This window comes from Mycolicibacterium hippocampi (genome assembly GCF_010723735.1).
In the GTDB taxonomy this organism is placed as follows: domain Bacteria; phylum Actinomycetota; class Actinomycetes; order Mycobacteriales; family Mycobacteriaceae; genus Mycobacterium; species Mycobacterium hippocampi.
This window is the reverse complement of sequence record NZ_BLLB01000002.1, coordinates 2865783-2886579: the sequence shown is the minus strand read 5'-3', so window position 1 is coordinate 2886579 and position 20797 is coordinate 2865783. Positions and strand designations below refer to the sequence as shown.

The following is a 20797-nucleotide window of genomic DNA, read 5'->3' as shown; positions in this document are numbered from 1 at the left end:
CTTTCTGCGACTTACCTTGAAAAGGCCGACCCGGCACCCCGGGGGCCGAATCTCAGCTTACGGTCACAACCGGCGAACCGCTGCCATCATTTGAACCCGGTGTCGCACCGGATTCTGCCTGCACCTCCGAAGCCAGCCGAAGCGCCTCTTCGATCAGGGTCTCGACGATCATGGCCTCGGGCACGGTCTTGATGACCTCACCCTTGACGAAGATCTGGCCCTTGCCGTTGCCGGATGCGACGCCGAGGTCGGCTTCGCGGGCTTCGCCGGGTCCGTTGACGACACAGCCCATCACCGCGACCCGCAGCGGCACCTCCATACCCTCCAAGCCCGCGGTCACCTCGTTGGCCAGGGTGTAGACGTCGACCTGGGCGCGTCCGCACGACGGGCACGACACGATCTCGAGGCCACGCGGCCGCAGGTTCAGCGACTCGAGGATCTGGTTGCCGACCTTGACCTCTTCGGCAGGCGGTGCGGACAACGACACCCGGATGGTGTCACCGATCCCCTTGCTCAGCAGCGCCCCGAAGGCGACCGCCGACTTGATGGTGCCCTGGAACGCGGGTCCGGCCTCGGTCACACCGAGGTGCAGGGGGTAGTCGCTCTTGGAGGCCAGCAACTCGTACGCCGCGACCATGACGACGGGGTCGTTGTGCTTGACGCTGATCTTGATGTCGCCGAAGCCGTGTTCCTCGAACAGGGAGGCCTCCCACAACGCGGACTCGACCAGCGCCTCCGGCGTCGCCTTGCCGTACTTCTCCATGAAGCGCTTGTCCAGCGACCCGGCGTTGACGCCGATGCGGATCGGAATACCCGCCGCCCCGGCCGCCTTGGCGACCTCTTTGACCCGCCCGTCGAACTCCTTGATGTTGCCCGGGTTGACCCGGACGGCAGCACAGCCCGCGTCGATGGCCGCGAAGATGTACTTGGGCTGGAAATGGATGTCGGCGATCACCGGGATCTTCGACTTCTTCGCGATCACGGGCAATGCGTCGGCGTCTTCCTGGCGCGGGCACGCCACCCGCACGATGTCGCAGCCGGACGCGGTGAGCTCGGCGATCTGCTGCAGGGTCGCGTTGATGTCGTGGGTCTTTGTGGTGCACATCGACTGCACCGCGATCGGGTGATCGCTGCCGACACCGACGTCGCGCACCATCAGCTGGCGGGTCTTTCGGCGGGGGGCCAGGGTGGGCGCCGGCGCTGCCGGCATCCCCAACCCGATGGACATGGTCATGAGATCTCCTACTGGAAAAGTCTGATGGGGTTGACCAGGTCGGCGGTGACCGTCAACAGCATGTAGCCGGCCACCAGCACGAGCACCACATAGGTGGCAGGCATCAGCTTGAGGTAGTTCACCGGCGCGGCGGCCACCATGCCGCGCGCCGATCGGAACAGGTTGCGTAGCTTCTCGAACACGGCGATCGCGATGTGTCCGCCGTCGAACGGCAGCAGCGGAACCAGGTTGATGGCGCCGAGCACGAAGTTCAGTTGGGCCAGGAAGAACCAGAACGCCACCCACAGCCCGGCGTCGACGGTGTCGCCGCCGATGATGCTGGCGCCGACGACACTGATCGGCGTTTCGGGATCGCGTTCGCCGCCGCCGATGGACTCCACCAGCGCGCCGACCTTGGTCGGGATCTTGGCCAGCGCCTTGCCCAGTTCCACGGCGAGGTCACCGGTGAACGCGAACGTCGCGGGCACTGCCGAGAGCGGGTTGTGCTGCGTCGGTCCGAACGTGGCGCCCGTGACGCCGATGGTGCCGACGTCCGCGGGAACCGGCTCGGCGGCCCCGTCGCCACCGGCGACATAACGCTGACTCTGCGTGACGTCGACAGTGGTGGTGAACTCCCGCAGCTGGCCGTCCTGGTCACGCTGCACCGTGAACTGCGTCGGCCCGTTGAGCTGGCGGACCGCGGTGACCAGCTCGTCGAACGACGCCACGGCTGTGTCACCGACCTCCACCACGACATCGCCGGCCTGGATGCCCGCCGCGGCCGCCGGGCTGGGCGCGATGCAGTCGCCCAGAGTGCCCTGCGCGACTTCGGATTTCACGCACGACGTCTCGCCCACCATGGCGCTGGTCGGCGGGTGCAGGTTGGGCAGACCCCAGATGACCGCGATGGCGTAGATCAGCACCAGCCCGATGGCGAAGTTCATGCCGGGTCCGGCGGCCAGCACCGCCACGCGCTTCCACGTCTTCTGCTTGTACATCGCGTAGGGGCGCTCGTCGGGTGTGAGTTCCTCGACCGATGTCATGCCCGCGATGTCACAGAAGCCACCCAGCGGGACCGCCTTCACCCCGTACTCGGTCTCCCCCAGCTTGTTCGGTCTGCGGGTGGACCACAGCGTGGGACCGAAACCGACGAAGTAGCGACGCACCTTCATCCCGGTCGCGCGCGCGACCCACATGTGGCCGCACTCGTGCAGCGCCACCGACAGCAGGATGGCGAGTGCGAAGAGCACGATGCCGATCGTGAACATCATGTGGCGGCGGGTCCTATCTTCTGGCTGCGGGTTCGCGCTCGACTGCCCGCCGGGCCCGGTCACGGGCCCACAGCTGCGCGTCGAGCACGTCCTCCACGGTAGCTGGTTCGGCCGACCACTGGTCGGCAGCGCGCAGGACGTCCCCGACGGTCCTCACGATCGCCGGGAACGGGATGCGGCCTCCGAGGAACGCTTCTGCGGCCTCTTCGTTGGCGGCGTTGTACACCGCGGTCAGGCATCCCCCGCCACGACCCGCCTCGCGGGCCAGGTCGACCGCGGGGAAGACGTCGCTGTCGAGCGGTTCGAATTCCCAGGTGGCAGCGGTGGAGAAGTCACACGCCGATGCCGCGCCGGCCACCCTGGCGGGCCAGCCCAGCGCCAGCGCGATGGGCAACTTCATGTCGGGCGGGCTGGCCTGGGCCAGGGTCGAGCCGTCGGTGAACGTCACCATCGAATGGACGATCGACTGGGGGTGCACGACCACGTCGATGCGGTCGTAGTCGACCCCGAACAACAGGTGGGTCTCGATCAGTTCCAGTCCCTTGTTGACCAGGGAAGCCGAGTTCAGGGTGTTCATCGGCCCCATCGACCAGGTGGGATGCGCCCCGGCCTGCTCGGGGGTGACGTTCTCCAGCCGTGCGGCGCTCCACCCCCGGAACGGCCCGCCCGACGCGGTCAGGACCAGCTTGGCCACCTCGTCGGCGGTGCCGCCACGCAGGCACTGCGCCAGCGCGGAGTGCTCCGAGTCGACGGGCACGATCTGTCCGGGAGCGGCGGCCCTGAGCACCAGGGGGCCCCCCGCCACCAGCGACTCCTTGTTGGCCAGCGCCAGCCGGGCACCGCTGGCCAGCGCCGCCAGGGTCGGTTTCAGACCCAGTGCGCCGACCAGCGCGTTGAGCACGACGTCCGCCTCGGTGTCCTCGACCAGCTGAGTGACTGCGTCCGGTCCGGTGTAAGCGACATCACCGACGATCTGGGCGGCAGCCGGGTCGGCGACGGCGATGTTCGTCACCCCGGTCCGGCTGCGCTGCCGCGCCAGCAGGTCGGGGTTGCCTCCGCCTGCGGCCAGCCCGACGATCTCGAAGCGCTCGGGGTTGGCGGCGATGACGTCGAGCGCCTGGGTTCCGATGGACCCCGTGCTGCCCAGGATCAGCACCCGCAGCCGTCTGTCCGATTCGCTCACCGGTCCATTGTGCCGCCCGCGACCGCGCCGCCGCGGCCGAGTCCTTGCATCGGCGTCCTTGCACCGGCGTCCTTGCATCGGCGTCCTTGCACCCGGCCACGGCCCGGAAGTTATTACGCAAATGTGACAGAACCTGTCCCGACCCATCCGTCGGCGCCGCAGTTAGGAATCACGTGTGTCAGCTCAGGGCGGGCAACGCCGTCCGCTCATGAAGGGATAGGGAGAATATGAAGGCATTTCACCGGAAGTCAGCTGCAGCGGCGGGTATCGCTGCAGTGGCGATCTTTGGGGCAGCGGCCTGTTCGAGCGAGGAGGCCGAGACCAACGTCACGTCGGCCACCAGCGCGGCGGAGTCGGCCGTGGAGGACGCAACCGGCACCTCAGAAGCCCCCGCGACCACCAGCGCGATGGCCGACCCAGCGGCCAACCTCATCGGCTCCGGCTGCGCCGCCTACGCCGAGCAGGTGCCCGAGGGACCCGGTTCGGTCGCGGGCATGGCCCAGGACCCGGTGACCGTGGCGGCATCGAACAACCCGATGCTGACCACGCTGACCTCGGCGCTGTCGGGACAGCTCAACCCCGACGTCAACCTCGTCGACACGCTCAACGGCGGTGAGTTCACCGTCTTCGCGCCGACCGACGATGCGTTCGCCAAGATCGACGCCGCCACCCTGGAGACCCTCCAGACGGACGCCGACCTGTTGACCAGCATCCTGACCTACCACGTGGTGCCCGGGCAGGCGAGCCCCGACCAGGTCGCAGGCGAGCACGCCACGGTGCAGGGTGCGACGCTGAATGTCACCGGCGCCGGTAACGACATGATGGTCAACGACGCCGCCCTGGTGTGCGGTGGCGTGCAGACCGCCAACGCCACGGTGTACATGATCGACACGGTGCTGATGCCTCCGGCCAACTGACCGGCCCAGCCACCCCGGAAATCCCCCGCACTGCCTGCAGTGCGGGGGATTTTCCTGTCTGCCGGTGTCGACAATCTTTGCCCCACAACCCATCCGTGACGCGATCGGCGCCGAATAGCAATTGCAACAACACAAACAAGACGTCGCCGGGCCTCCGGTTGGCGATACGAAGGGAACTCCAGGACATGATGGTCAACGGAAAAGCATTGGCAGGAGCCGGATTCGCTGTAGCCGCGACGATCGGCCTGTCGCTGGGAGCAGCGGCCACAGCCACCGCCCAACCGGTCGGGCCGGGATGCGCGGCCTACGCGGAGCAGGTGCCCACCGGACCGGGATCGGTGCAGGGCATGTCGCAGGAACCGGTCACCGTCGCCGCGGCGAACAACCCGCTGCTCACCACTCTGACCAAAGCCCTTTCAGGACAACTCAATCCAGAGGTCAACCTGGTCGACACCCTCAACGGCGGCGAGTTCACCGTCTTCGCGCCCACCGACGAAGCGTTCGCCAAGATCGACCCGGCGACCATCGAGACCCTCACCACTGATGCTCCGCTGCTGACCAATATCCTCACCTACCACGTGGTTCCGGGCAAGGCAGATCCGGCCGCGGTGGTGGGCACCCACACGACAGTGCAGGGCAGCGACGTGACCGTGACCGGACACGGCGGCGAGCTGCGCGTCAACGACGCGTCGGTGGTGTGCGGCGGCGTGCAGACCGCCAACGCCACGGTCTACCTGATCGACACGGTGCTGATGCCGCCCGCGTAGTCACCGTCAGGGCGCGGGGAAGTGCTCTGCCCAGTGTCGCGCGATGTCGATGCGCCGGGTGATCCACACCCCTTCGTGGGACTGCACATGGTCCAGGAACCGCTCCAGCGATGCGATCCTGGCAGGCCGGCCCACCAGCCGGCAGTGCAGTCCGATGGAGAGCATCTTCGGCGCGCCGGCCACCCCCTCGGCGTACAGCACGTCGAACGCGTCACGCAGGTGGGTGAAGAACTCGTCTCCACTGGGAAATCCGCCTGCGATCGCGAAGCGCATGTCGTTGGTGTCCAGGGTGTACGGGACGACCAGATGGTTCGTCCCGTCCACTCTGGTCCAGTACGGCAGGTCGTCGGCATAGGAATCCGAGTCGTAGACGAAGCCGCCGTGCTCGACCAGCAGCCGGCGGGTGGCCGGTGAGTCACGTCCGGTGTACCAGCCCAACGGGGGCTGCCCGGTCACCTCGGTCATCAACGCGACCGCCTCGGCGAGGTGCCTGCGCTCCACCTCCGGTTCGAGCAGTTGATAGCTGATCCAGCGAAGGCCATGGCAGGCGATCTCGTCGCCGCGCTCCAGAAACGCCGATACGGCCGCAGGGTTTCGTGCCAGCGCCATCGCGACCCCGAAGATGGTCAGCGGCAGGTCACGTCGACCGAAGGTCCGCAGCACCCGCCACAACCCGGCACGCGAGCCGTATTCGTACAGCGACTCCATGCTCATGTGCCGGTTCGGGAAGGGTTGGGCGGCTACGATTTCCGACAGAAAAGTCTCCGAGGACGCGTCGCCGTGCAGCACACTGCTCTCCGCGCCCTCCTCGTAGTTGAGCACGAACTGCACCGCGATGTTCGCTTCGCCCGGCCAGTGAGGGTGCGGCGGGTGGGGGCCGTAGCCCACCATGTCCCGCGGATAGCGCTCGCCAGGCTGGGTGGTCATGCTGGCATTCTGGCAGCAGTGCCGGTCAGGCGTTGACCTTGGCGATGACCGTCTCGGCGAACTGCTCGATGGGACCCCGGAATCGCTCGACACCGCCGGAGGGCACGCCCTCGGCGCCCATCCACGGCGCGCACATCACGGCGGTGATCCCGGCGTCCTCGGCGCGCTTGTAGAGGTCGGGGGTCGGCGGCTCGAGCAGAGCCAGCAGGATGTCGAACGGTTCGTCGCCGCGTCTGTAGTGGCCTCGTAGGTCCGTCAGCTTCTGGGCGTAGCGCACGGCGTCGTCCCATCCGTAGGCGTAGCCGACCCAGCCGTCGCACAGTCGTGCCGCGCGGCGCAGTGCGGCCTCGGACTCGCCGCCGCAGAGGATCGGGACCGGACCCGGCGGATGGGGCTCGATCATCAGCTCGGGCACCTGATAGTGCTCGCCGTTCCACGACACCCAGCCTCCGGCCCACAGCGCCCGCAGCGCCGGGATCATCTCGTCGAGGCGGCTCCCGCGGTTCCCGAAATCCTGACCCATCAACTCGTACTCTTCGCGCATCCAGCCTGCGCCGACCCCGAGCGACACCCGGCCGCCGGAGATCACCGACGCCGTCGCGACCTGTTTGGCGACCTCGAGCAGCGGCCGCGCCGGGGCGATGTAGATCGCATTGGAGAACCGCAACGTGGTCGTCACCGCGGCCATCGCACCGATCAGCACCCAGGGGTCCGGCCAGCTGGTGTCCGGTCGCCACGGCGGCTTCTGCGTGGGCGAATCGGGATAGGGCGATTTCAGTTCGCGTGGATAGATCAGGTGATCGGCGCAGATGATCCCGTCGTAGCCCGCCTCGTCCACCATCTTCGCGACCGCGATCGCGTCGGCGACCTCCATGAACGGCGTGCCGCTCCAGAATTGCATCAACTGCCTCTCGTCGATCCTTGTTTCTCTACCGCAGATTCCGGGCAGCATCAATGCCATGCCCGCTGTGTTGTGGTTCCGCCGTGATCTGCGGTTGGGCGACCTGCCCGCCCTGTTGGCCGCTGCCGATGTCGACGGCGAGGTACTCGCCTGTTATGTGCTGGACCCGCGACTGCAGAACGGCGCGGGTGAGCGGCGGTTGCAGTATCTGTACGACGCGCTGCGCGACTTGCGTACCGGACTCGACGGCCGGTTGCTGGTCACCCGCGGCGACCCGACGGTGCGGATACCGGCGTTGGCCAAAGCGGTCGACGCACCGTCGGTGCACGTCTCCGACGATTTCACGCCCTTCGGGCGGCGCCGCGACGAGCAGGTGCGCGACGCGCTCGGCGAGGTGGAACTGGTTGCGACCGGATCGCCGTACCTGGTGTCGCCGGGCCGGGTCACCAAGGGTGACGGCACTCCGTACAAGGTGTTCACCCCGTTCTTCGACACGTGGCGCAAGCACGGGTGGCGGTCCCCGGCGGAATCGGGCAGTGGGTCGGCCCGCTGGATCGAACCGGCGCAGGTGCCCGGACGGTCCGCGGTCACCGACATTCCGGACTTGGGAGTCGATCTCGAGCTGCCGGCAGGCGAGAAGGCCGCCCGTGATCACTGGCAGCAGTTCTGCCGCGCCGGGCTGGTCGACTACGACGGTGACCGCAACCGTCCCGATCTCGACGGGACCAGCCGGATGTCGGCGCACCTGAAGTTCGGCACCATCCATCCGCGCACTCTGGCTGCGGACCTGGGCCGGGGCAAAGGGCCGCAGGCCTACCTGCGGGAGTTGGCTTTTCGCGATTTCTACGCCGGCGTGCTGCACGAGTGGCCGAAGAGCGCGTGGTGGAACTGGAACTCCGCATTCGACCGTATCGAGGTCGACGACGGCGGCGATGCCGAGAAGGCGTTCGAGGCGTGGAAGGCCGGGCGGACGGGCTTTCCGATCGTCGACGCCGGGATGCGACAGCTGGCCGAAACCGGGTTCATGCACAACCGGGTGCGGATGATCGTGGCGTCGTTTCTGGTCAAGGACCTGCATTTGCCGTGGCAGTGGGGTGCTCGGTGGTTTCTCGAGCAGCTGGTCGACGGTGACATGGCCAACAACCAGCACGGGTGGCAGTGGGCGGCCGGGTGCGGCACGGACGCAGCGCCGCTTCCGGGTGTTCAACCCGACGACCCAGGGTGCGAAGTTCGACCCGTCGGGCGACTATGTGCGTCGCTGGGTGCCGGAGTTGTCGGGGGTCGACGATGTGCACAAGCTCGGCGCCGACCGCCCCGACGGCTACCCGCAGCCGATGGTCGACCACGCCGAGGAGCGGTCCGAGGCGTTGCGCCGGTACGGCGCGTTGAAGTGAAGCGGTACGGCTACTTGAGCATCAGCCCGGCGTCGACGGGCAGCGCCACGCCGGTGACGTGACGACCGGCCGGTCCGCACAGGTACACCATCGTCTCGCTGACCTCGTCGGGTTCCATCATCGGGATGGTCAGCAGGGGGCGCTGCGACTCTCCGAACGACGGGTGCTCGGCGACAAAACCGGCCATGGCCTCGTTGAGCACCATCGGGGTGGCGACGCCGCCCGGATGCACCGAGTTGACCCGGATGTTCCTGCTCGCCAGCGACGTGGCGAAGTGCCGCATCAGGCCGACGACGCCGTGTTTGGCCGCGGTGTATCCGGCCGCTCCGTGGCTCATGCTGTCGAAATCGGTGCTGACGGATTTGAACCCGGCTGCCGAGCTGGTGATCACGATGGCTCCGCCGTCCGGATTGGCCAGCATCGCCGGCAGTGCGGCATCGACGGTGAAGTAGACGCCGTTGAGCATCACGCCGATGGCGTCGGTGTAGGCGGTGATGTCGCGGCCCTGTTCGCCGGCGGCGGGCAGGATCCCGGCGTTGGCGAGCACGAAGTCGAGGCGCCCGAACTCGGCCACCCCGCGGCTGACGACCTCGGCGAGCCGGTCGCGGTCGCGCACGTCGCCGCGCTCGGCGATGATCCGCCGTCCGGTCTTCTCGACCAGTCGCACCGTCTCCTCGAGGTCCTCGGGCGTCGCCATCGGATAGGCCACGCTGTTGATCTGGTCGCACAGGTCTACGGCGATGACATCGGCGCCCTCTTCGGCGAACCGGATGGCGTGTGCCCGTCCCTGGCCCCGTGCCGCACCGGTGACGAAGACCACCTTGTCGTCGAAGAGGCCCGGTCTGTTGTGCGCTGTCATGACCGGCGAGCCTACTGTGCCGATGCTGTGCATTCGGTGGCTCTACGGCCACTCGTAGTAGGCCTGTGTCAGAATGGCGGCAACCGAGCCCCGATCGTGAGGAGCAGCCGTGGCAAGCACCGAGGTGGAACGTCGCAGCGGCGTTGACGTCGAGGACGTGCCGTCCGCGGAGTGGGGCTGGTCGAAGGAGAACCCCCGCGTCCAGCAGATCGGCGGGGTGCTGGGAGGGATCTTCCTGCTGCTGATGCTGCACGGCAACCACACCGGTCGCGTCGAGGACTGGTTCCTGGTCGGCTTCGCGGCGTTCATTTTTGCTGTCGTGGCGCGTAGTTGGTACGTCCACCGCAACCGTGAGACCCGCTGAGGTCTGCGACTCACAGCGAGTTCCGCCGGCGGTGAGGTAGCCCGCGCACCCGGAACAGCGCTTCATGTGGTTCGACGGCGGCGGCGCTGTCCGCCGCGCCGCCGGTCGCCAGGAGGGCGTGCGCTTTGAACGCCCTGGCCGCGGCGCTCATCGGGAATGTGACCGGTTCGAGCCCCTGGGCGAGGTTGCCGAGTGTCGGCCGGCCCCACACCGTGACATCGGCCAGACCCCGGCTGACCAATCGCGACACTTCGTCGCGGCTGTCGGGGTCCCGGGCCAGGACATCGGCGCAGACCGCGAGCGCGCCGCCGTCGGTGAGCCCGCGGATCACCGACACGAGATCGGCGTCGACTTCGTGTGCCGCGATGCCGAGGATGCGCAGCGCTCGGGTGTCGCACGGTGACGTGAGCAGCATCCTGACATCCCACCCGGCACGCGCCCGGTCACAGAGGAAGCCGCCCGCAGACCGCACGACCTCCCCGATCCCCGCGGCAGGCACCATGAGGCGGAGGCGATGCAGGCGACCGTCGTCGGTGCCCTCCCGGCCTTCGGGGCGCAACCGTCGCGAAATCACCGGTATCCGATCTCCGGTCACCGGCTCGACGAGACCGGCACCAGATCGCTGCCCTCCGGCGGGTACCACAAGGCACAGCTGCGGAACTGCTCGACGGCCGGCAACGCGGAAGGGGTGCCGGACGGCCGAAGTGCCCGTGCCTTGAACGCCCGCGCGGCGACGCTGAGGGGGTGTTGCACCCGCCCGAATCTCGGGTCGGCGGCAAACAGTGGCGATTCACCCCACACGGTGATCTCGATACCGGCGCCTCCGACGCCGGCCAGCACCTCCCGGCGCAGCCGGTCGTGGTGGTCCAGGACGTCGGCACCCACCGCGACAGCGGCCGGCGGTTCGGGGCCCAACACGGACTCCCCCGGTTCCCAGTTTCCCGCGCGCAGGCCCAGGATCGTCAGTGCGCGTGTGTCACTGCCCGGCGGCACCAGCACGGTGACCTGCCAGCCGGCCCGGGCCCGGTCGCAGAGCCATCCACCGGCGTTGCGGACGACCTCCTCGACGTCGGCGGCGACGGCCGTCAGGTCGTAGGTGAGGAGCATGTCGCCGGAGCTACGCACTCCGGAGCTCTTGCGGTCAGCCGGTCCGAGGCCGCCGACCTCGGACGTGCGAGCAGTCACCGTCTGCCTCCCTGGGGACTCCTGCGTCATCGCCGCACCTTGTGCGCAAGTGGTCTCGCGCACAGACAGCGTGACACTTATTTGAACATCTGTAAAGCCCGCAGGCGCCCGAGCGCAGCCCGTGTCTCCGTTGGGTGCGGCGAAAAAACTGACCGAGCAACGGTTTCCGCCGGAACACCGGCGCAGCCTGGAAGCTAAGTCGCCGGAGCCATCGGCATGGCGGTCTCGACCACGGTCAGCGCGTCAGCCAACCCTGCAGCACGGCGGATCTCGACGAACGAGTCGATCAGCGCATCGGTGGCCTCGTGCGGATCGGCGAGGGTGCGGTCGTCGGTGAGCACCGAGATGGCGAGCTGGTCGACATAGCTCCACACGGTGATGTTCATCCCGCTGCCGGCGACGATCGGCCCGACCGAGTAGATCTCGTCGACCGTCGCGCCTTCGATGAACCCCCGTTGCCGCGGTCCCGGCACGTTGGAGATCGTCAGGTTCATCACGGTCGCGGATTCGACCCGCCGAGCCTGGCTGCGGAAGATGCCCGGTGTCAGCGCCGGCGGCAGATAGGTCAGCCAGGACGGAATCAGCGTGGGCCCGAGCAGCTGGTGGTTCTCCTTGGCGATCGACGTCGACATTGCGGTGAGCCGCACACGTTCCAGCGGATCGTCGACATGGACCGGCAATGACGGTGTCATGTAGGTGAATTCGTTGCCGACGAGCCGCTGCGGGGAGGGGTCGACGCTCACCGGGACCCCGGCGATCAGCGGCGCGTCGGCTCTGCCGTCGTAACGCAGTTGCAGCCGGCGCAGGGCACCGGCTGCCGTCGCCAGGACCATGTCGTTGAGCGTCACGCCCAGGTGCTTGGCGGTGTCCTTCACGTCGTTCAGCGCCAGCGGCGCCGTCGCGAAGCGCCGCCCCGGCGTCACCACGTGGTTGATGAACGTGGCCGGCGGGGCGAAGTTGCGCGCCAGGTCGGGATTGCGGCCGCGCTGCCTGGACTTCCTGTGGACCCTCAGCACGCCGGTGGCGGTCTGGTTCATCAGGTGTGGCAGCCTTCGAATCTGCCTGAGGTGGTCGAGTCCGGCGGCCCTGAGCAGGTTTGCCGGTGTTCCGGAATCGGGCAGGGCGGCTGCGAGTTGACCTCCCACCGCAGGCTCCTGCGGCTGGATCGCCATGGCCAGCTGGTTGGCGGAGGCCATCCCGTCGGCGAGCACGTGGTGAACCTTGTGGATGATCGCGATGCGGTTGTCGGCCAACCCTTCCGCGACGTACATCTCCCACAGCGGGCGATCGCGGCGCAGCGGAGTGCCGGCGAGCTCTCCGATCAGTTGGTCGAGTTCACGGCGGCCTCCCGGGGCGGCGACCCGGGCGCGGCGCACGTGGTAGTCGAGGTCGATCTCGGCGTTCTGCACCCACATCGGGTGATGGAACTTCAACGGTATGTCGACCAGCTGATACCGCAACGGGGCCAGTGCGTGCAGACGAGCCGCGGCGACCGACCGGAACAGCTCGAAGTCGTAGCCCTCGACATCCGACACGTCGAGGATGCCGATCTTGAGGGTGTGCATGTGGATCTCGGGGGTCTCGCTGTACAGCATCATGGCGTCCACGCCGTTGAGCCGTTTCACTGTCACCCCGTTCGTCTACGACCCACCGCCGCACGCCGTCGGTGCCGATCCTGGTCGTGGTACCCATTTCACAGGGTCCCGCACACGTGATGTCTCCTTCGCCGAAACCGACACCGTCTGTTGACATGAGCCGGCGGGGGGTCGGGACGCACCAACGTGATATCTCCAGAAGACTTTGTAAGGTCTGAAGGCATGCAGGCGCCGACGAGTCCGAGTCTCACCGGGAACCTTCGATGAGCCTGGTCGCCGGAACCGGCCCGCTCAGCGGCGACCGTGCCGGCCTGCTCGCGCCCCGCGTCGCCGACGACGTCGTGTACATCGAGCCGCACCCGCGGCGGGTACAGGCGATCCGCGACGGCTGCACGGTCATCGACACCGAACGCGCCCTGATGGTGCACCGCCGGGGCCGGCCGCTCAGCTACGCCTTCGCCGCCGACGAGGTCGGCGACCTGCCCGGCGATCCGGTACCGGAAGCTCCTGGCTACGTCGTGGTGCCCTGGGCGCTGATGGACAGCTGGATCGAGGAGGGGCGACAGTTGGTGAACTATCCACCCAACCCGTACCACCGGGTGGACTGCCGCCCGACCACACGACGGCTGAGGGTGGACGCGCTGGGCGCGACCCTCGTCGACACCGACGACACGACGATCCTGTTCGAGACTGCGCTCGAACCGAGGCTCTACGTCGATGCGGCGCACGTGCGCACGGACCTGTTGAGCCGCTCCGCGACGACCAGCTACTGCAACTACAAGGGGTACGCCACCTACTGGAGCGTCACCGTCGGCGGCGCCGTCGTCGAGGACGCGGCATGGAGCTACGCCGACCCGCTGTCCGAGAGCCTGCCGATCAAGGCCATGTTGAGCTTCGACGCGTCGAGGCTCGAGGTGCTGGCCGAGTTGCCCGAACCCGCTCGGTGGCCGCCGAAATCGAGGTGATCCGGTCCGGCTGATCGGGTCCGGCACCGCCGTGGCTTGGGTAACTTCTGCGTGATGCCGACGCAGAAGAACCGCCAGATCCTGTTGCGCCGCCGGCCACGCGGGCTGGTCGCCCCCGAGGACACCGAACTGGTCACGGTCGACGCACCCGAACCCGCCGACGGTGAGGCCCTGGTGCGCACCACTTACGTGGGTATCGACGCCGCGGCGCGTACCTGGCTCGACGACCAGCCGAGCTACCTGCCGCCCGTGCAACTGGGTGAGTGCATCCGCGCAGCCGGCATCGGCGAGGTTGTGGTGTCCCGGTGTCCGGCCTATTCCGTCGGCGACGTTGTGACGACCCTGACGGGTTTCCAGGAGTACACGTTGGTGCGCGACGACCTGTTCACCACACCGGTGCCCGGGCCCGGGGATCAGGTCGACCACCGTGCGGTGATGTCGGTGTACGGCCCGACCGGGGCCACGGCGTACTTCGGGATGATCGGTGTCGGTCGCCCGCAGCCCGGGGAGACGGTCGTGGTGTCCGCGGCCGCAGGCGCCACCGGTTCGGTGGCGGGGCAGATCGCCAAGATCGCCGGCGCACGAGTGGTGGGTATCGCCGGGGGGCCGCACAAGTGCCGGGCCGTGGTGCAGGACTTCGGCTTCGACGCGTGCATCGACTACCGCGGCGAGGATGTGCCCGCCGCACTCAAGGAGCACTGTCCACGGGGTATCGACGTGTACTTCGACAACGTCGGCGGTCCGATCCTCGACGCGGTGCTCGGCCGGCTGGCGCACAAGGCGCGCGTCGTGCTCTGCGGCGTCATCTCCAGCTACCTCACCGGCGATCATCCCGGGCCGGCGAACTATGTGAACCTGCTCGCGAAAACCGCGACGATGCAGGGGTTCAACGCGCTGGACGAATGGGGCCGTTTCGACGAGGCGTTCGCAGCGCTGCGGCAGTGGGACCACGAGGGTCTGCTGGTGCACCGCGAGCACATCTTCGAGGGCATCGAGTCGTGCGTCGATGCGCTCAACGGCCTGTTCACCGGCGCCAACATCGGCAAGACACTGGTGCGGCTCAGCGGCGCATGACCTCGCTGACGACCGAGGACCCGAACTCCTCGATCGCCTCGAGGGTGTGCGACAGGCTGTCGCCGGGCACCGACACCTGAACCCACGTCACCCCGGCCGTCTCGAGTTCGGCCACCCCGGCCAGAAACGCGTCCGGGTCGAAGTCGTCGTCGCCGGGACTGCCACCGGCGCTGTTGGTGAACACCACGTCGACGTCCCCGGGGTCCCGACCGGCGTCCTCGAGGCGCCGACGCAGATCTGTGATCCCGGCGGCGAGGCGGTCAACCGAGTCGAGGGTGGCGGTGCGGGCGGTCTGGGCGAGCACCGCGGGAGCCCGGAACGGACACCACCCCTGGCCGTGGGCCGCCACCCGGGCCCGCGCCGCGGCCGTGTTGCCACCGATCCAGATCGGCGGATGCGGCTTGCCGACCGGCCGGGGATGAGCGGTGATTCCCCTGGCGCTGAAGTGCGCGCCCTCGAAGGTCAGATCGTCGCTTGTCCAGATGGCCCGGATCACCTCCAGCGACTCCTCGAACAGCGCGGCTCGTTCATCGAAATCGACGCCGAGCGCCGCGAATTCACGCTTCAAATAACCCACGCCGACCGCCAGCGTGAACCGGCCGTCCGACATCAGGTCCAGCGTCGCGCCCGCCTTGGCGACCACGAACGGATTGCGGTACGGCAGCACGACGATGTTCGGGATCAGTCGCAACGTCCTCGTGTGGGCGGCGGCGTAGCTCATCGCGACGAAGGGGTCGAGCGCATCGTGGCCGCCGGCTTCCAGCCACCGCTGCGTCGGCGCCGGGTGATCCGTGAACCCGAACCCTCCGAAGCCGGCCTTCTCGGCAGCCACCGCGACCTGCGCGATGCCGGCGCCCGTGACGAGTTCGGGGTTGTACGGGTGACTGTGCATCGGATGGGTGATCGAGAACTGCATGTCGGCCCTTCTGGCTCGAGGTAGCCGAAACCATTTCAGAACTACCTTCTCCAATACTGAGAATGTCGTTACCATGCGTGCGGGGGAATGTACAGCAGCGCCCGTGCGCGGAAAGGTGACCACGCGGTCATGACCAGACCCGAGATCGGTGTCTACCTGCCCCAGATGGGCTTCTCGTTCGACGATGTCCTGCACCGCACCCGGCGCTGCGAGGAACTCGGCATCGACTCGCTGTGGCTCTATGACCATCTGTACGGCCCCGGGATGCCCGAGTACCCCTCGATGGAGGCCTGGACGCTGGCCACCGCCCTGCTGGCCCGCACCGACCGGATCCGCGTCGGACACATGGTGCTGTGCAACCAGTTCCGCCATCCGGTGACGCTGGCGAAGATGGCGACCACGCTGGACCAGATCTCGGGCGGCCGGCTGACGCTGGGCCTCGGCAGCGGCTCGATCGAGGACGAGCACCGGCGTGCCGGTCTGCAGTGGGGCACGTTCGCGCAACGATCGGCCCGGCTGGGCGAGACGTTGCAGATCCTGCACCAGGCGTTCACCGAGGAGCGGATCGACTTCACCGGCGAGCATTTCACCGTGTCGGACATGCCGATCAAACCCGGGGCCGTCCAGCACCCCCGGCCGCCGATCGTGGTCGGAGGCGTCGGCGAGAAGTTCACGCTGCCGCTGGTTGCCCGCTACGCAGATGTCTGGAATGTGCCCACCTACGCGCTTGGCGAACTGGAACACAAGCTGTCGGCACTTCGGTCGATCTGCGAAGACATCGGTCGCGATCCCGACTCCATCGTGCTCTCGATCGAGGCGGTGATGGCGCTCGCCCCCGACGACGACGCGCTGCCCGGGATCCGCAGCCTTGCCGAGAAGCGGTTCGGGATGGCCGCATTCGGCCTGCACGAGGCGGGCCTGATCGGCACCGGGCCCGCGATCGTCGATCGTCTCGGTGAGCTCGTCGAGATGGGATTCGGTCAGATAGTGCTGTTCACCCACGACCGCTGCTCGGATCAGACCCTGGGGCTACTCGCCTCAGAGGTTATCCCCCACCTCTAAGTCTCTAGGTGCGCTGCGCCGCGGGCGGCGCGTACTGGGGCCTGCCGAGGCCGAGCGCATGCTGGGCGATCATGTTGCGGAACACCTCCAGGGTTCCGCCGTAGATTCCGGTCGGACCCGCCAACCGGAACAGGTACTCGGCGCCGAGCCCGTCCGGTACGGCGGACCCCGCGCCACAGATGTCCATCAGATCGGGCGTGACCTCACGAAGTGTCTGGGCAATGGCGACCCGGCCGAACATCTGCGGGGTGCTCAGGGCCGCCTCCAACCGAGCGATCGCGCGGCCGAGGCGGAACCCGACGGACTCGTCCTCGATCCGGGCCTCGGCGGCCACCCTGTCGACGGCGCCGGCGAGCAGCAGCGCGTGCTCGGTCATCACCGCGATCTTGTGCAGACCGCTGTTGTCGCGTTCCACCGTGCCGTGTTCGGCGTTGAGGGCCTCTCGGAGCACCGCCCAGCCGCCGTTCACGGCGCCGACGCGGTATCTGTCGTCGACACGGACGTCGCTGTAGAAGGTGATGTTGGTGCGGTCACCGTCGACGGTGCGGATCGGCTGGATCTCGACACCCGGCGAGTCCAGCGGGACCAGGAACATCGTCAGGCTCTGATGCTTGGCCGCCGCGGGATCGGTGTTGGTGATCAGGAAGACGTACTGGGCGTGATGGGCATTGGAGGTGAACATCTTCGAGCCATTGACAACCCAGCTAGATCCATCCGCTTCGCGGACGGCACGGGTCCTGCAGGTCGCCACGTCGGAGCCGCCGTCGGGTTCGGTGTAGCCCAGGCACAGCCGGTAGTGACCGGACAGCACCTTCGCGAAGACCTCGTCCCTGAGGTCCTGCGAGCCGAACTGCTTCACCGCGCAGGCGACCATCGCCGTGGTGCCCCAGTGGAACCACGGCGTCTGCGCGCGGCCGATCTCAAGTTCCCAGATCCTGCGGCGCACCGGGCTGAAGCCACCTTCTTCCTCGGGCAGGAAGTCGCATTCGAGGTATCCGGCGGCGCCGAGGGCCAGATGGACGTCCTCGTCGAAGTTGTCGCCGGTCTCGCGGTCACGCCGGATGACGTCCTCGGTCACCAAGGACCGCAGAAACGCCCGTAGCTCGGCCTGAAAGGCCCGATCCTCCTCGGACAGCTCTACTTCGGAGAAGTCCATGCTGACATCCCGTCCTTTCCGGGTGGCTGCGCCGACAGCACGAGCGTGACATTTGGCAGGTACTTTGTAAAGTAGACCGCGACCAGACAGAAGGGCGGACCCCGTGGGAATCGTGACGACGACGTCGGAGACGGCATTCACCCAATCTCCCGAAGAGATCTACGACTTCGTGACCAATCCCGCCAACTGGCCGAAGACCTATCCAGGAAGCGCACATGTCGGCAAGGTCGTCGAGAAGGCGCCCCTCGAAGTCGGTGACACCTGGACCGAGTCCGGCCCGGACGGCAAACGGATCTTCACCTGGCATCTGGCGATCGCGATGCGTCCCAAGTTGTGGATGTTCACCTCAGTGGGAAATCTCGGCCACGACGCAGACGGCAGCGGCGGTATGCCCGGCCGGATCACCGTGCAGTACAAGTTCACCCGGCCGGGCGAGGACGTCACGTTGTTCAGCCGGACGATGACCGTCGAGGCCTACAGGGACTCCCCGTTACCGGACGGGTTCTTCCGCACCGTCAATCCCGCCAACATCGACGCCTACCACGCGGCCGTCGCCCGCGAACTGGCGCTAGCGCAGAAGGGCGCGCCGTAGCGCGGCGCCCTGGATGTCGAACAGTTGACCGCTGGTTTCCCAGTCGGGCACCAGCGAGTCGAACCCGTGGCAGGTGCCGGCGAACACATGCAGCTCGGTCGTGACACCGGCCCACATCAGCCGCAGAGCATAGTCGACCGCTTCATCGCGCAGCGGATCGAGTTCCGAGCAGGTGATCAATGTCCTTGGCAGGAAGTCCAATTCGTCGGCCCGACCCGGCGCCGCTTCGGCGGCCGGCGGTCCTGTCCCGCAGTAGTGCCGCCACATCAACATCGTCGCCGGGCCGTCGAACCCCGGCGTGCAGGTGAACTCCTCCTTCGATGGTGTCGGCCTGTCATCGAGGACGGGCTGGTGCAGCATCTGGAAGACGACCGGGGGTGCGGTCCCGTCCGCGGCACACCGGGCAAGGCCGGCCGCCAACGCCGCCCCGGCGCTACTGCCGGCGACCGCCAGTGCGGCGGCATCGACGCCCAGTTCGGCGGCGCTGCGCGACACCCACTCGAGGATCGCGCGTGCGTCGTCCAACGCGGCGGGAAAAGGGTGTTCGGGCGCCAACCGGTAATCCACCGAGATCACGGTGCAGCGTCCGCGCCGGGCGAACTCGATGCATTGCCGGTGGTCGGTGTCGAGGTTGCCGAGCACGAAAGCGCCCGCGTGGCAATAGATGACGGCGGGTGACGGCGGCGGCCCGCCGCGGTAGATCCGGACGGTCACGACGCGTCCCGCCTCGACGGGCACCGCACGCTGCTCGATCTCGACGGCCACGGTGTCCGCGGTCCTCGCGGTCTCGGCACGCCGCTGGTTGAGCGAATCCCGGACCGCGCCGAGCACCGCAGGCGACAGGTCGGTTCGCGCCGCGGCGAACGGCCGCAACGCCGAATCGAGTCGATCGGCGATGTCGCGGACCGGCGGACGCCGGGGAATCGTCATAGCGGTCTACCGCTTCACAGCGGTCTGGGTCCCGACACGGATGTTTCGGCCGCCGGAAGACCCGGGAGTTTCGGAGAAGGTGTAGTCAGCGGACCGAAAACAGCGGGTGAGTCCCCAGAAGGCCCGCGCGCTCCGCGGCCACTGGGTGACCACCCTTCCATTGGCGGCGCGGAAGTAGTTGCTGCACCGGGTCAACCAGACGGTGCCCTGCATCCAGGTGTCGATCCTGGTCAGGAACCGCTGTGTCACCTCAGCGCGCACCTCGATGTAGGATTTGTCCTTGCGGCGCATGTACTTCAGCGCCCGCACGATGTAGTGGGCCTGTGCCTCGAGCATGAAGATGACGCTGTTGGAGCCGACGTTGGTGTTCGGCCCGTAGAGCATGAAGAAGTTGGGGTAGCCGGGCACCGCCATCCCGAGGTAGGCGAACGCACCGTCACGCCAGGTGTCGCGCAGCGCGGTGCCGCCGGCCCCCTGGACCTCGATCTGACCCAGATAGTCCGCCGCCGCATACCCGGTCGCGCACAGCACCACGTCGACGTCGAGTTCGGTGCCGTCCTCGGTGACCAAGGACCTCGCCCGAAGCGTGCGCGCCGGGCTGGACACCACCTCGACGTGCGGCAGATTCAGTGTTTGCAGATAGTCGGTGGCGAACACCAGGCGTTTACACCCGAACGGATGGGTCGGGGTGAGCTTGGCCCGCAGCTCTTCGTCGGGAATCGTCGCTTCCAGTGTGCGTAACGCGATCCCCTTGAACTCCTGGGTCTTGTCGCTGCCGTTCTCGATGACCGAGATGTTCGACTCGCTGCGCAGCCACAACCTGGTGCGGTAGATCTTCTTGGCCAGCGGAACATGGGCGAACAGCCACTTCTCGCGTTCGGTGTAGGGCCGGTCCGGTTTCGGCAGCACCCAGGTCGGCGATCGTTGCACCGAGTAGACCTTCGACGCGACCCTCGCGACCTCTGGCACCAGCTGTGCTGCAGTCGATCCCGTGCCGAGGACGGCGACCCGGGCGTCTCGGAGGTCGACCGAGTGATCCCAGCGTGCGGTGTGCATGAGGGTTCCGGTGAACGGCTCCTCCTCCACCAGGTCCGGCATCACCGGCTGGGTGAAGATCCCGACCGCCGACACCACGATGTCGAATGTGAACTCCTCACCGGTCGCGGTGCCCAGCCGCCATGTCCTGTCGGCGGTTTCCCACGTGGCCGAGACGATCTCGGTGTTCAGCCGCAAGTGTGCGTCCAGGCGGTAGCGCCGGGCGCACCGCTCGAAGTACTCCAGGATCTCCTCCTGCCCCGACCACAGCCGTGACCAGCGCGGGTTGAGGTCGAACGAATACGAGTACAGATGCGACTTCACGTCACAGGCCAAACCCGGATAGGTGTTGACCCGCCAGGTACCGCCGACTCCGTCCTCGCGGTCGAAGATCGTGAAATCGTCGAATCCTGCCTTGCGCAATAAGGTTCCGAGCGCCAGGCCGCCAGGCCCGGCCCCGATGATGCCCACGGAGAGCGTCTTCGCCATTG

The 20797-nt window shown here is 67.7% G+C and carries 20 protein-coding genes and 1 pseudogene; 8 read left to right on the top strand and 13 right to left on the bottom strand.

Annotation, left to right across the window (positions count from 1 at the left end; genetic code table 11):
- Window positions 1-52: 52 nt before the first annotated feature.
- The 3 genes from ispG to dxr are packed head-to-tail and all read right to left on the bottom strand — an operon-like array spanning window position 53 to window position 3745.
- Window positions 53-1228 carry a flavodoxin-dependent (E)-4-hydroxy-3-methylbut-2-enyl-diphosphate synthase gene (gene ispG / locus G6N53_RS14975; RefSeq protein ID WP_371870888.1) on the bottom strand — a complete coding sequence of 392 codons (1176 nt, stop codon included), beginning with the start codon at window positions 1226-1228 and terminating at the stop codon, window positions 53-55.
- A 14-nt stretch (window positions 1229-1242) separates the two neighbouring features.
- Window positions 1243-2484, bottom strand: coding sequence for a M50 family metallopeptidase (locus tag G6N53_RS14970; protein ID WP_163889578.1), 1242 nt, complete (start codon window positions 2482-2484; stop codon window positions 1243-1245).
- A gap of 13 nt (window positions 2485-2497) precedes the next feature.
- Window positions 2498-3745 (bottom strand): 1-deoxy-D-xylulose-5-phosphate reductoisomerase, encoded by a 1248-nt coding sequence (gene dxr / locus G6N53_RS14965; protein WP_163889576.1) that lies wholly within the window; start codon window positions 3743-3745, stop codon window positions 2498-2500.
- A 149-nt stretch (window positions 3746-3894) separates the two neighbouring features.
- Here dxr and G6N53_RS14960 point away from each other — a divergent pair, with 149 nt between their 5' ends.
- Together G6N53_RS14960 and G6N53_RS14955 are read left to right on the top strand one after the other, a co-directional pair.
- Window positions 3895-4584, top strand: coding sequence for a fasciclin domain-containing protein (locus G6N53_RS14960; RefSeq protein WP_163889573.1), 690 nt, complete (start codon window positions 3895-3897; stop codon window positions 4582-4584).
- Window positions 4585-4769: 185 nt separating this feature from the next.
- The gene (locus G6N53_RS14955) at window positions 4770-5351 is read left to right on the top strand and encodes a fasciclin domain-containing protein (protein ID WP_163889571.1); all 582 of its coding nucleotides are present in this window, start codon (window positions 4770-4772) and stop codon (window positions 5349-5351) included.
- A gap of 6 nt (window positions 5352-5357) precedes the next feature.
- Here the strand turns inward: G6N53_RS14955 and puuE are convergent, their stop codons facing one another.
- Window positions 5358-6278, bottom strand: a complete 921-nt coding sequence (gene puuE, locus G6N53_RS14950) for an allantoinase PuuE (RefSeq protein WP_163889569.1) — start codon at window positions 6276-6278, stop codon at window positions 5358-5360.
- A 25-nt stretch (window positions 6279-6303) separates the two neighbouring features.
- Window positions 6304-7179 (bottom strand): TIGR03619 family F420-dependent LLM class oxidoreductase, encoded by an 876-nt coding sequence (locus G6N53_RS14945; protein ID WP_163889567.1) that lies wholly within the window; start codon window positions 7177-7179, stop codon window positions 6304-6306.
- Window positions 7180-7237: 58 nt separating this feature from the next.
- On the opposite strand from G6N53_RS14945, the pseudogene G6N53_RS14940 reads away from it, so the two are divergent.
- A pseudogene (locus G6N53_RS14940) lies at window positions 7238-8573 on the top strand (cryptochrome/photolyase family protein).
- A gap of 10 nt (window positions 8574-8583) precedes the next feature.
- Here G6N53_RS14940 and G6N53_RS14935 read toward each other — a convergent pair.
- Entirely contained in the window at window positions 8584-9432 is an 849-nt protein-coding gene (locus G6N53_RS14935) for a mycofactocin-coupled SDR family oxidoreductase (RefSeq protein ID WP_163889564.1), read from the bottom strand.
- Window positions 9433-9541: 109 nt separating this feature from the next.
- Here G6N53_RS14935 and G6N53_RS14930 point away from each other — a divergent pair, with 109 nt between their 5' ends.
- Window positions 9542-9796, top strand: a complete 255-nt coding sequence (locus G6N53_RS14930; RefSeq protein ID WP_163889562.1) for a DUF2631 domain-containing protein — start codon at window positions 9542-9544, stop codon at window positions 9794-9796.
- A 10-nt stretch (window positions 9797-9806) separates the two neighbouring features.
- Here G6N53_RS14930 and G6N53_RS14925 read toward each other — a convergent pair whose 3' ends face one another.
- The 3 genes from G6N53_RS14925 to G6N53_RS14915 form a co-directional block, all read right to left on the bottom strand.
- Window positions 9807-10391, bottom strand: a complete 585-nt coding sequence (locus G6N53_RS14925; protein WP_163889560.1) for a hypothetical protein — start codon at window positions 10389-10391, stop codon at window positions 9807-9809.
- On the bottom strand, window positions 10388-10981 hold the full coding sequence (locus tag G6N53_RS14920; RefSeq protein ID WP_163889558.1) for a hypothetical protein: 594 nt from the start codon (window positions 10979-10981) through the stop codon (window positions 10388-10390). The genes G6N53_RS14925 and G6N53_RS14920 overlap by 4 nt, the downstream gene beginning before the upstream one ends.
- Before the next feature lie 194 nt (window positions 10982-11175).
- Complete coding sequence (locus G6N53_RS14915) at window positions 11176-12606, bottom strand: WS/DGAT/MGAT family O-acyltransferase (protein ID WP_163895907.1); 1431 nt, start codon at window positions 12604-12606, stop codon at window positions 11176-11178.
- Window positions 12607-12839: 233 nt separating this feature from the next.
- On the opposite strand from G6N53_RS14915, the gene G6N53_RS14910 reads away from it, so the two are divergent.
- Together G6N53_RS14910 and G6N53_RS14905 are read left to right on the top strand one after the other, a co-directional pair.
- On the top strand, window positions 12840-13541 hold the full coding sequence (locus tag G6N53_RS14910; protein WP_163889556.1) for a DUF427 domain-containing protein: 702 nt from the start codon (window positions 12840-12842) through the stop codon (window positions 13539-13541).
- A 54-nt stretch (window positions 13542-13595) separates the two neighbouring features.
- Entirely contained in the window at window positions 13596-14615 is a 1020-nt protein-coding gene (locus G6N53_RS14905) for an NADP-dependent oxidoreductase (protein WP_163889554.1), read from the top strand.
- On the opposite strand, the gene G6N53_RS14900 is transcribed toward G6N53_RS14905, so the two are convergent.
- Window positions 14602-15531 (bottom strand): LLM class F420-dependent oxidoreductase, encoded by a 930-nt coding sequence (locus tag G6N53_RS14900; RefSeq protein WP_163889552.1) that lies wholly within the window; start codon window positions 15529-15531, stop codon window positions 14602-14604. The genes G6N53_RS14905 and G6N53_RS14900 overlap by 14 nt on opposite strands.
- 129 nt (window positions 15532-15660) lie before the next feature.
- On the opposite strand from G6N53_RS14900, the gene G6N53_RS14895 reads away from it, so the two are divergent.
- On the top strand, window positions 15661-16593 hold the full coding sequence (locus tag G6N53_RS14895; protein WP_163889550.1) for an LLM class flavin-dependent oxidoreductase: 933 nt from the start codon (window positions 15661-15663) through the stop codon (window positions 16591-16593).
- Window positions 16594-16597: 4 nt separating this feature from the next.
- Here the strand turns inward: G6N53_RS14895 and G6N53_RS14890 are convergent, their stop codons facing one another.
- Window positions 16598-17749: an acyl-CoA dehydrogenase family protein gene (locus G6N53_RS14890; protein WP_163889548.1), complete on the bottom strand. Its 1152-nt coding sequence runs from the start codon at window positions 17747-17749 to the stop codon at window positions 16598-16600.
- 103 nt (window positions 17750-17852) lie between these two features.
- On the opposite strand from G6N53_RS14890, the gene G6N53_RS14885 reads away from it, so the two are divergent.
- Window positions 17853-18341: an SRPBCC family protein gene (locus G6N53_RS14885; RefSeq protein WP_163889546.1), complete on the top strand. Its 489-nt coding sequence runs from the start codon at window positions 17853-17855 to the stop codon at window positions 18339-18341.
- Here G6N53_RS14885 and G6N53_RS14880 read toward each other — a convergent pair.
- The gene (locus G6N53_RS14880; RefSeq protein ID WP_163889544.1) at window positions 18318-19271 is read right to left on the bottom strand and encodes an alpha/beta hydrolase; all 954 of its coding nucleotides are present in this window, start codon (window positions 19269-19271) and stop codon (window positions 18318-18320) included. The genes G6N53_RS14885 and G6N53_RS14880 overlap by 24 nt on opposite strands.
- Window positions 19272-19277: 6 nt before the next feature.
- Window positions 19278-20795: a flavin-containing monooxygenase gene (locus G6N53_RS14875; protein WP_163889542.1), complete on the bottom strand. Its 1518-nt coding sequence runs from the start codon at window positions 20793-20795 to the stop codon at window positions 19278-19280.
- Between the last annotated feature and the right edge of the window lie 2 nt (window positions 20796-20797).

Coding starts and splice junctions, on each gene's coding strand:
- G6N53_RS14935 (WP_163889564.1), bottom strand. CDS start 9,432: ATGACAGCGCACAACAGACCGGGCCTCTTCGACGACAAGGTGGTCTTC.
- G6N53_RS14900 (WP_163889552.1), bottom strand. CDS start 15,531: ATGCAGTTCTCGATCACCCATCCGATGCACAGTCACCCGTACAACCCC.
- G6N53_RS14955 (WP_163889571.1), top strand. CDS start 4,770: ATGATGGTCAACGGAAAAGCATTGGCAGGAGCCGGATTCGCTGTAGCC.
- G6N53_RS14895 (WP_163889550.1), top strand. CDS start 15,661: ATGACCAGACCCGAGATCGGTGTCTACCTGCCCCAGATGGGCTTCTCG.
- G6N53_RS14960 (WP_163889573.1), top strand. CDS start 3,895: ATGAAGGCATTTCACCGGAAGTCAGCTGCAGCGGCGGGTATCGCTGCA.
- G6N53_RS14910 (WP_163889556.1), top strand. CDS start 12,840: ATGAGCCTGGTCGCCGGAACCGGCCCGCTCAGCGGCGACCGTGCCGGC.
- puuE (WP_163889569.1), bottom strand. CDS start 6,278: ATGACCACCCAGCCTGGCGAGCGCTATCCGCGGGACATGGTGGGCTAC.
- dxr (WP_163889576.1), bottom strand. CDS start 3,745: ATGCAAGGACGCCGGTGCAAGGACGCCGATGCAAGGACTCGGCCGCGG.
- G6N53_RS14875 (WP_163889542.1), bottom strand. CDS start 20,795: ATGGCGAAGACGCTCTCCGTGGGCATCATCGGGGCCGGGCCTGGCGGC.
- G6N53_RS14945 (WP_163889567.1), bottom strand. CDS start 7,179: ATGCAATTCTGGAGCGGCACGCCGTTCATGGAGGTCGCCGACGCGATC.
- G6N53_RS14970 (WP_163889578.1), bottom strand. CDS start 2,484: ATGATGTTCACGATCGGCATCGTGCTCTTCGCACTCGCCATCCTGCTG.
- G6N53_RS14880 (WP_163889544.1), bottom strand. CDS start 19,271: ATGACGATTCCCCGGCGTCCGCCGGTCCGCGACATCGCCGATCGACTC.
- ispG (WP_371870888.1), bottom strand. CDS start 1,228: ATGTCCATCGGGTTGGGGATGCCGGCAGCGCCGGCGCCCACCCTGGCC.
- G6N53_RS14905 (WP_163889554.1), top strand. CDS start 13,596: ATGCCGACGCAGAAGAACCGCCAGATCCTGTTGCGCCGCCGGCCACGC.
- G6N53_RS14890 (WP_163889548.1), bottom strand. CDS start 17,749: ATGGACTTCTCCGAAGTAGAGCTGTCCGAGGAGGATCGGGCCTTTCAG.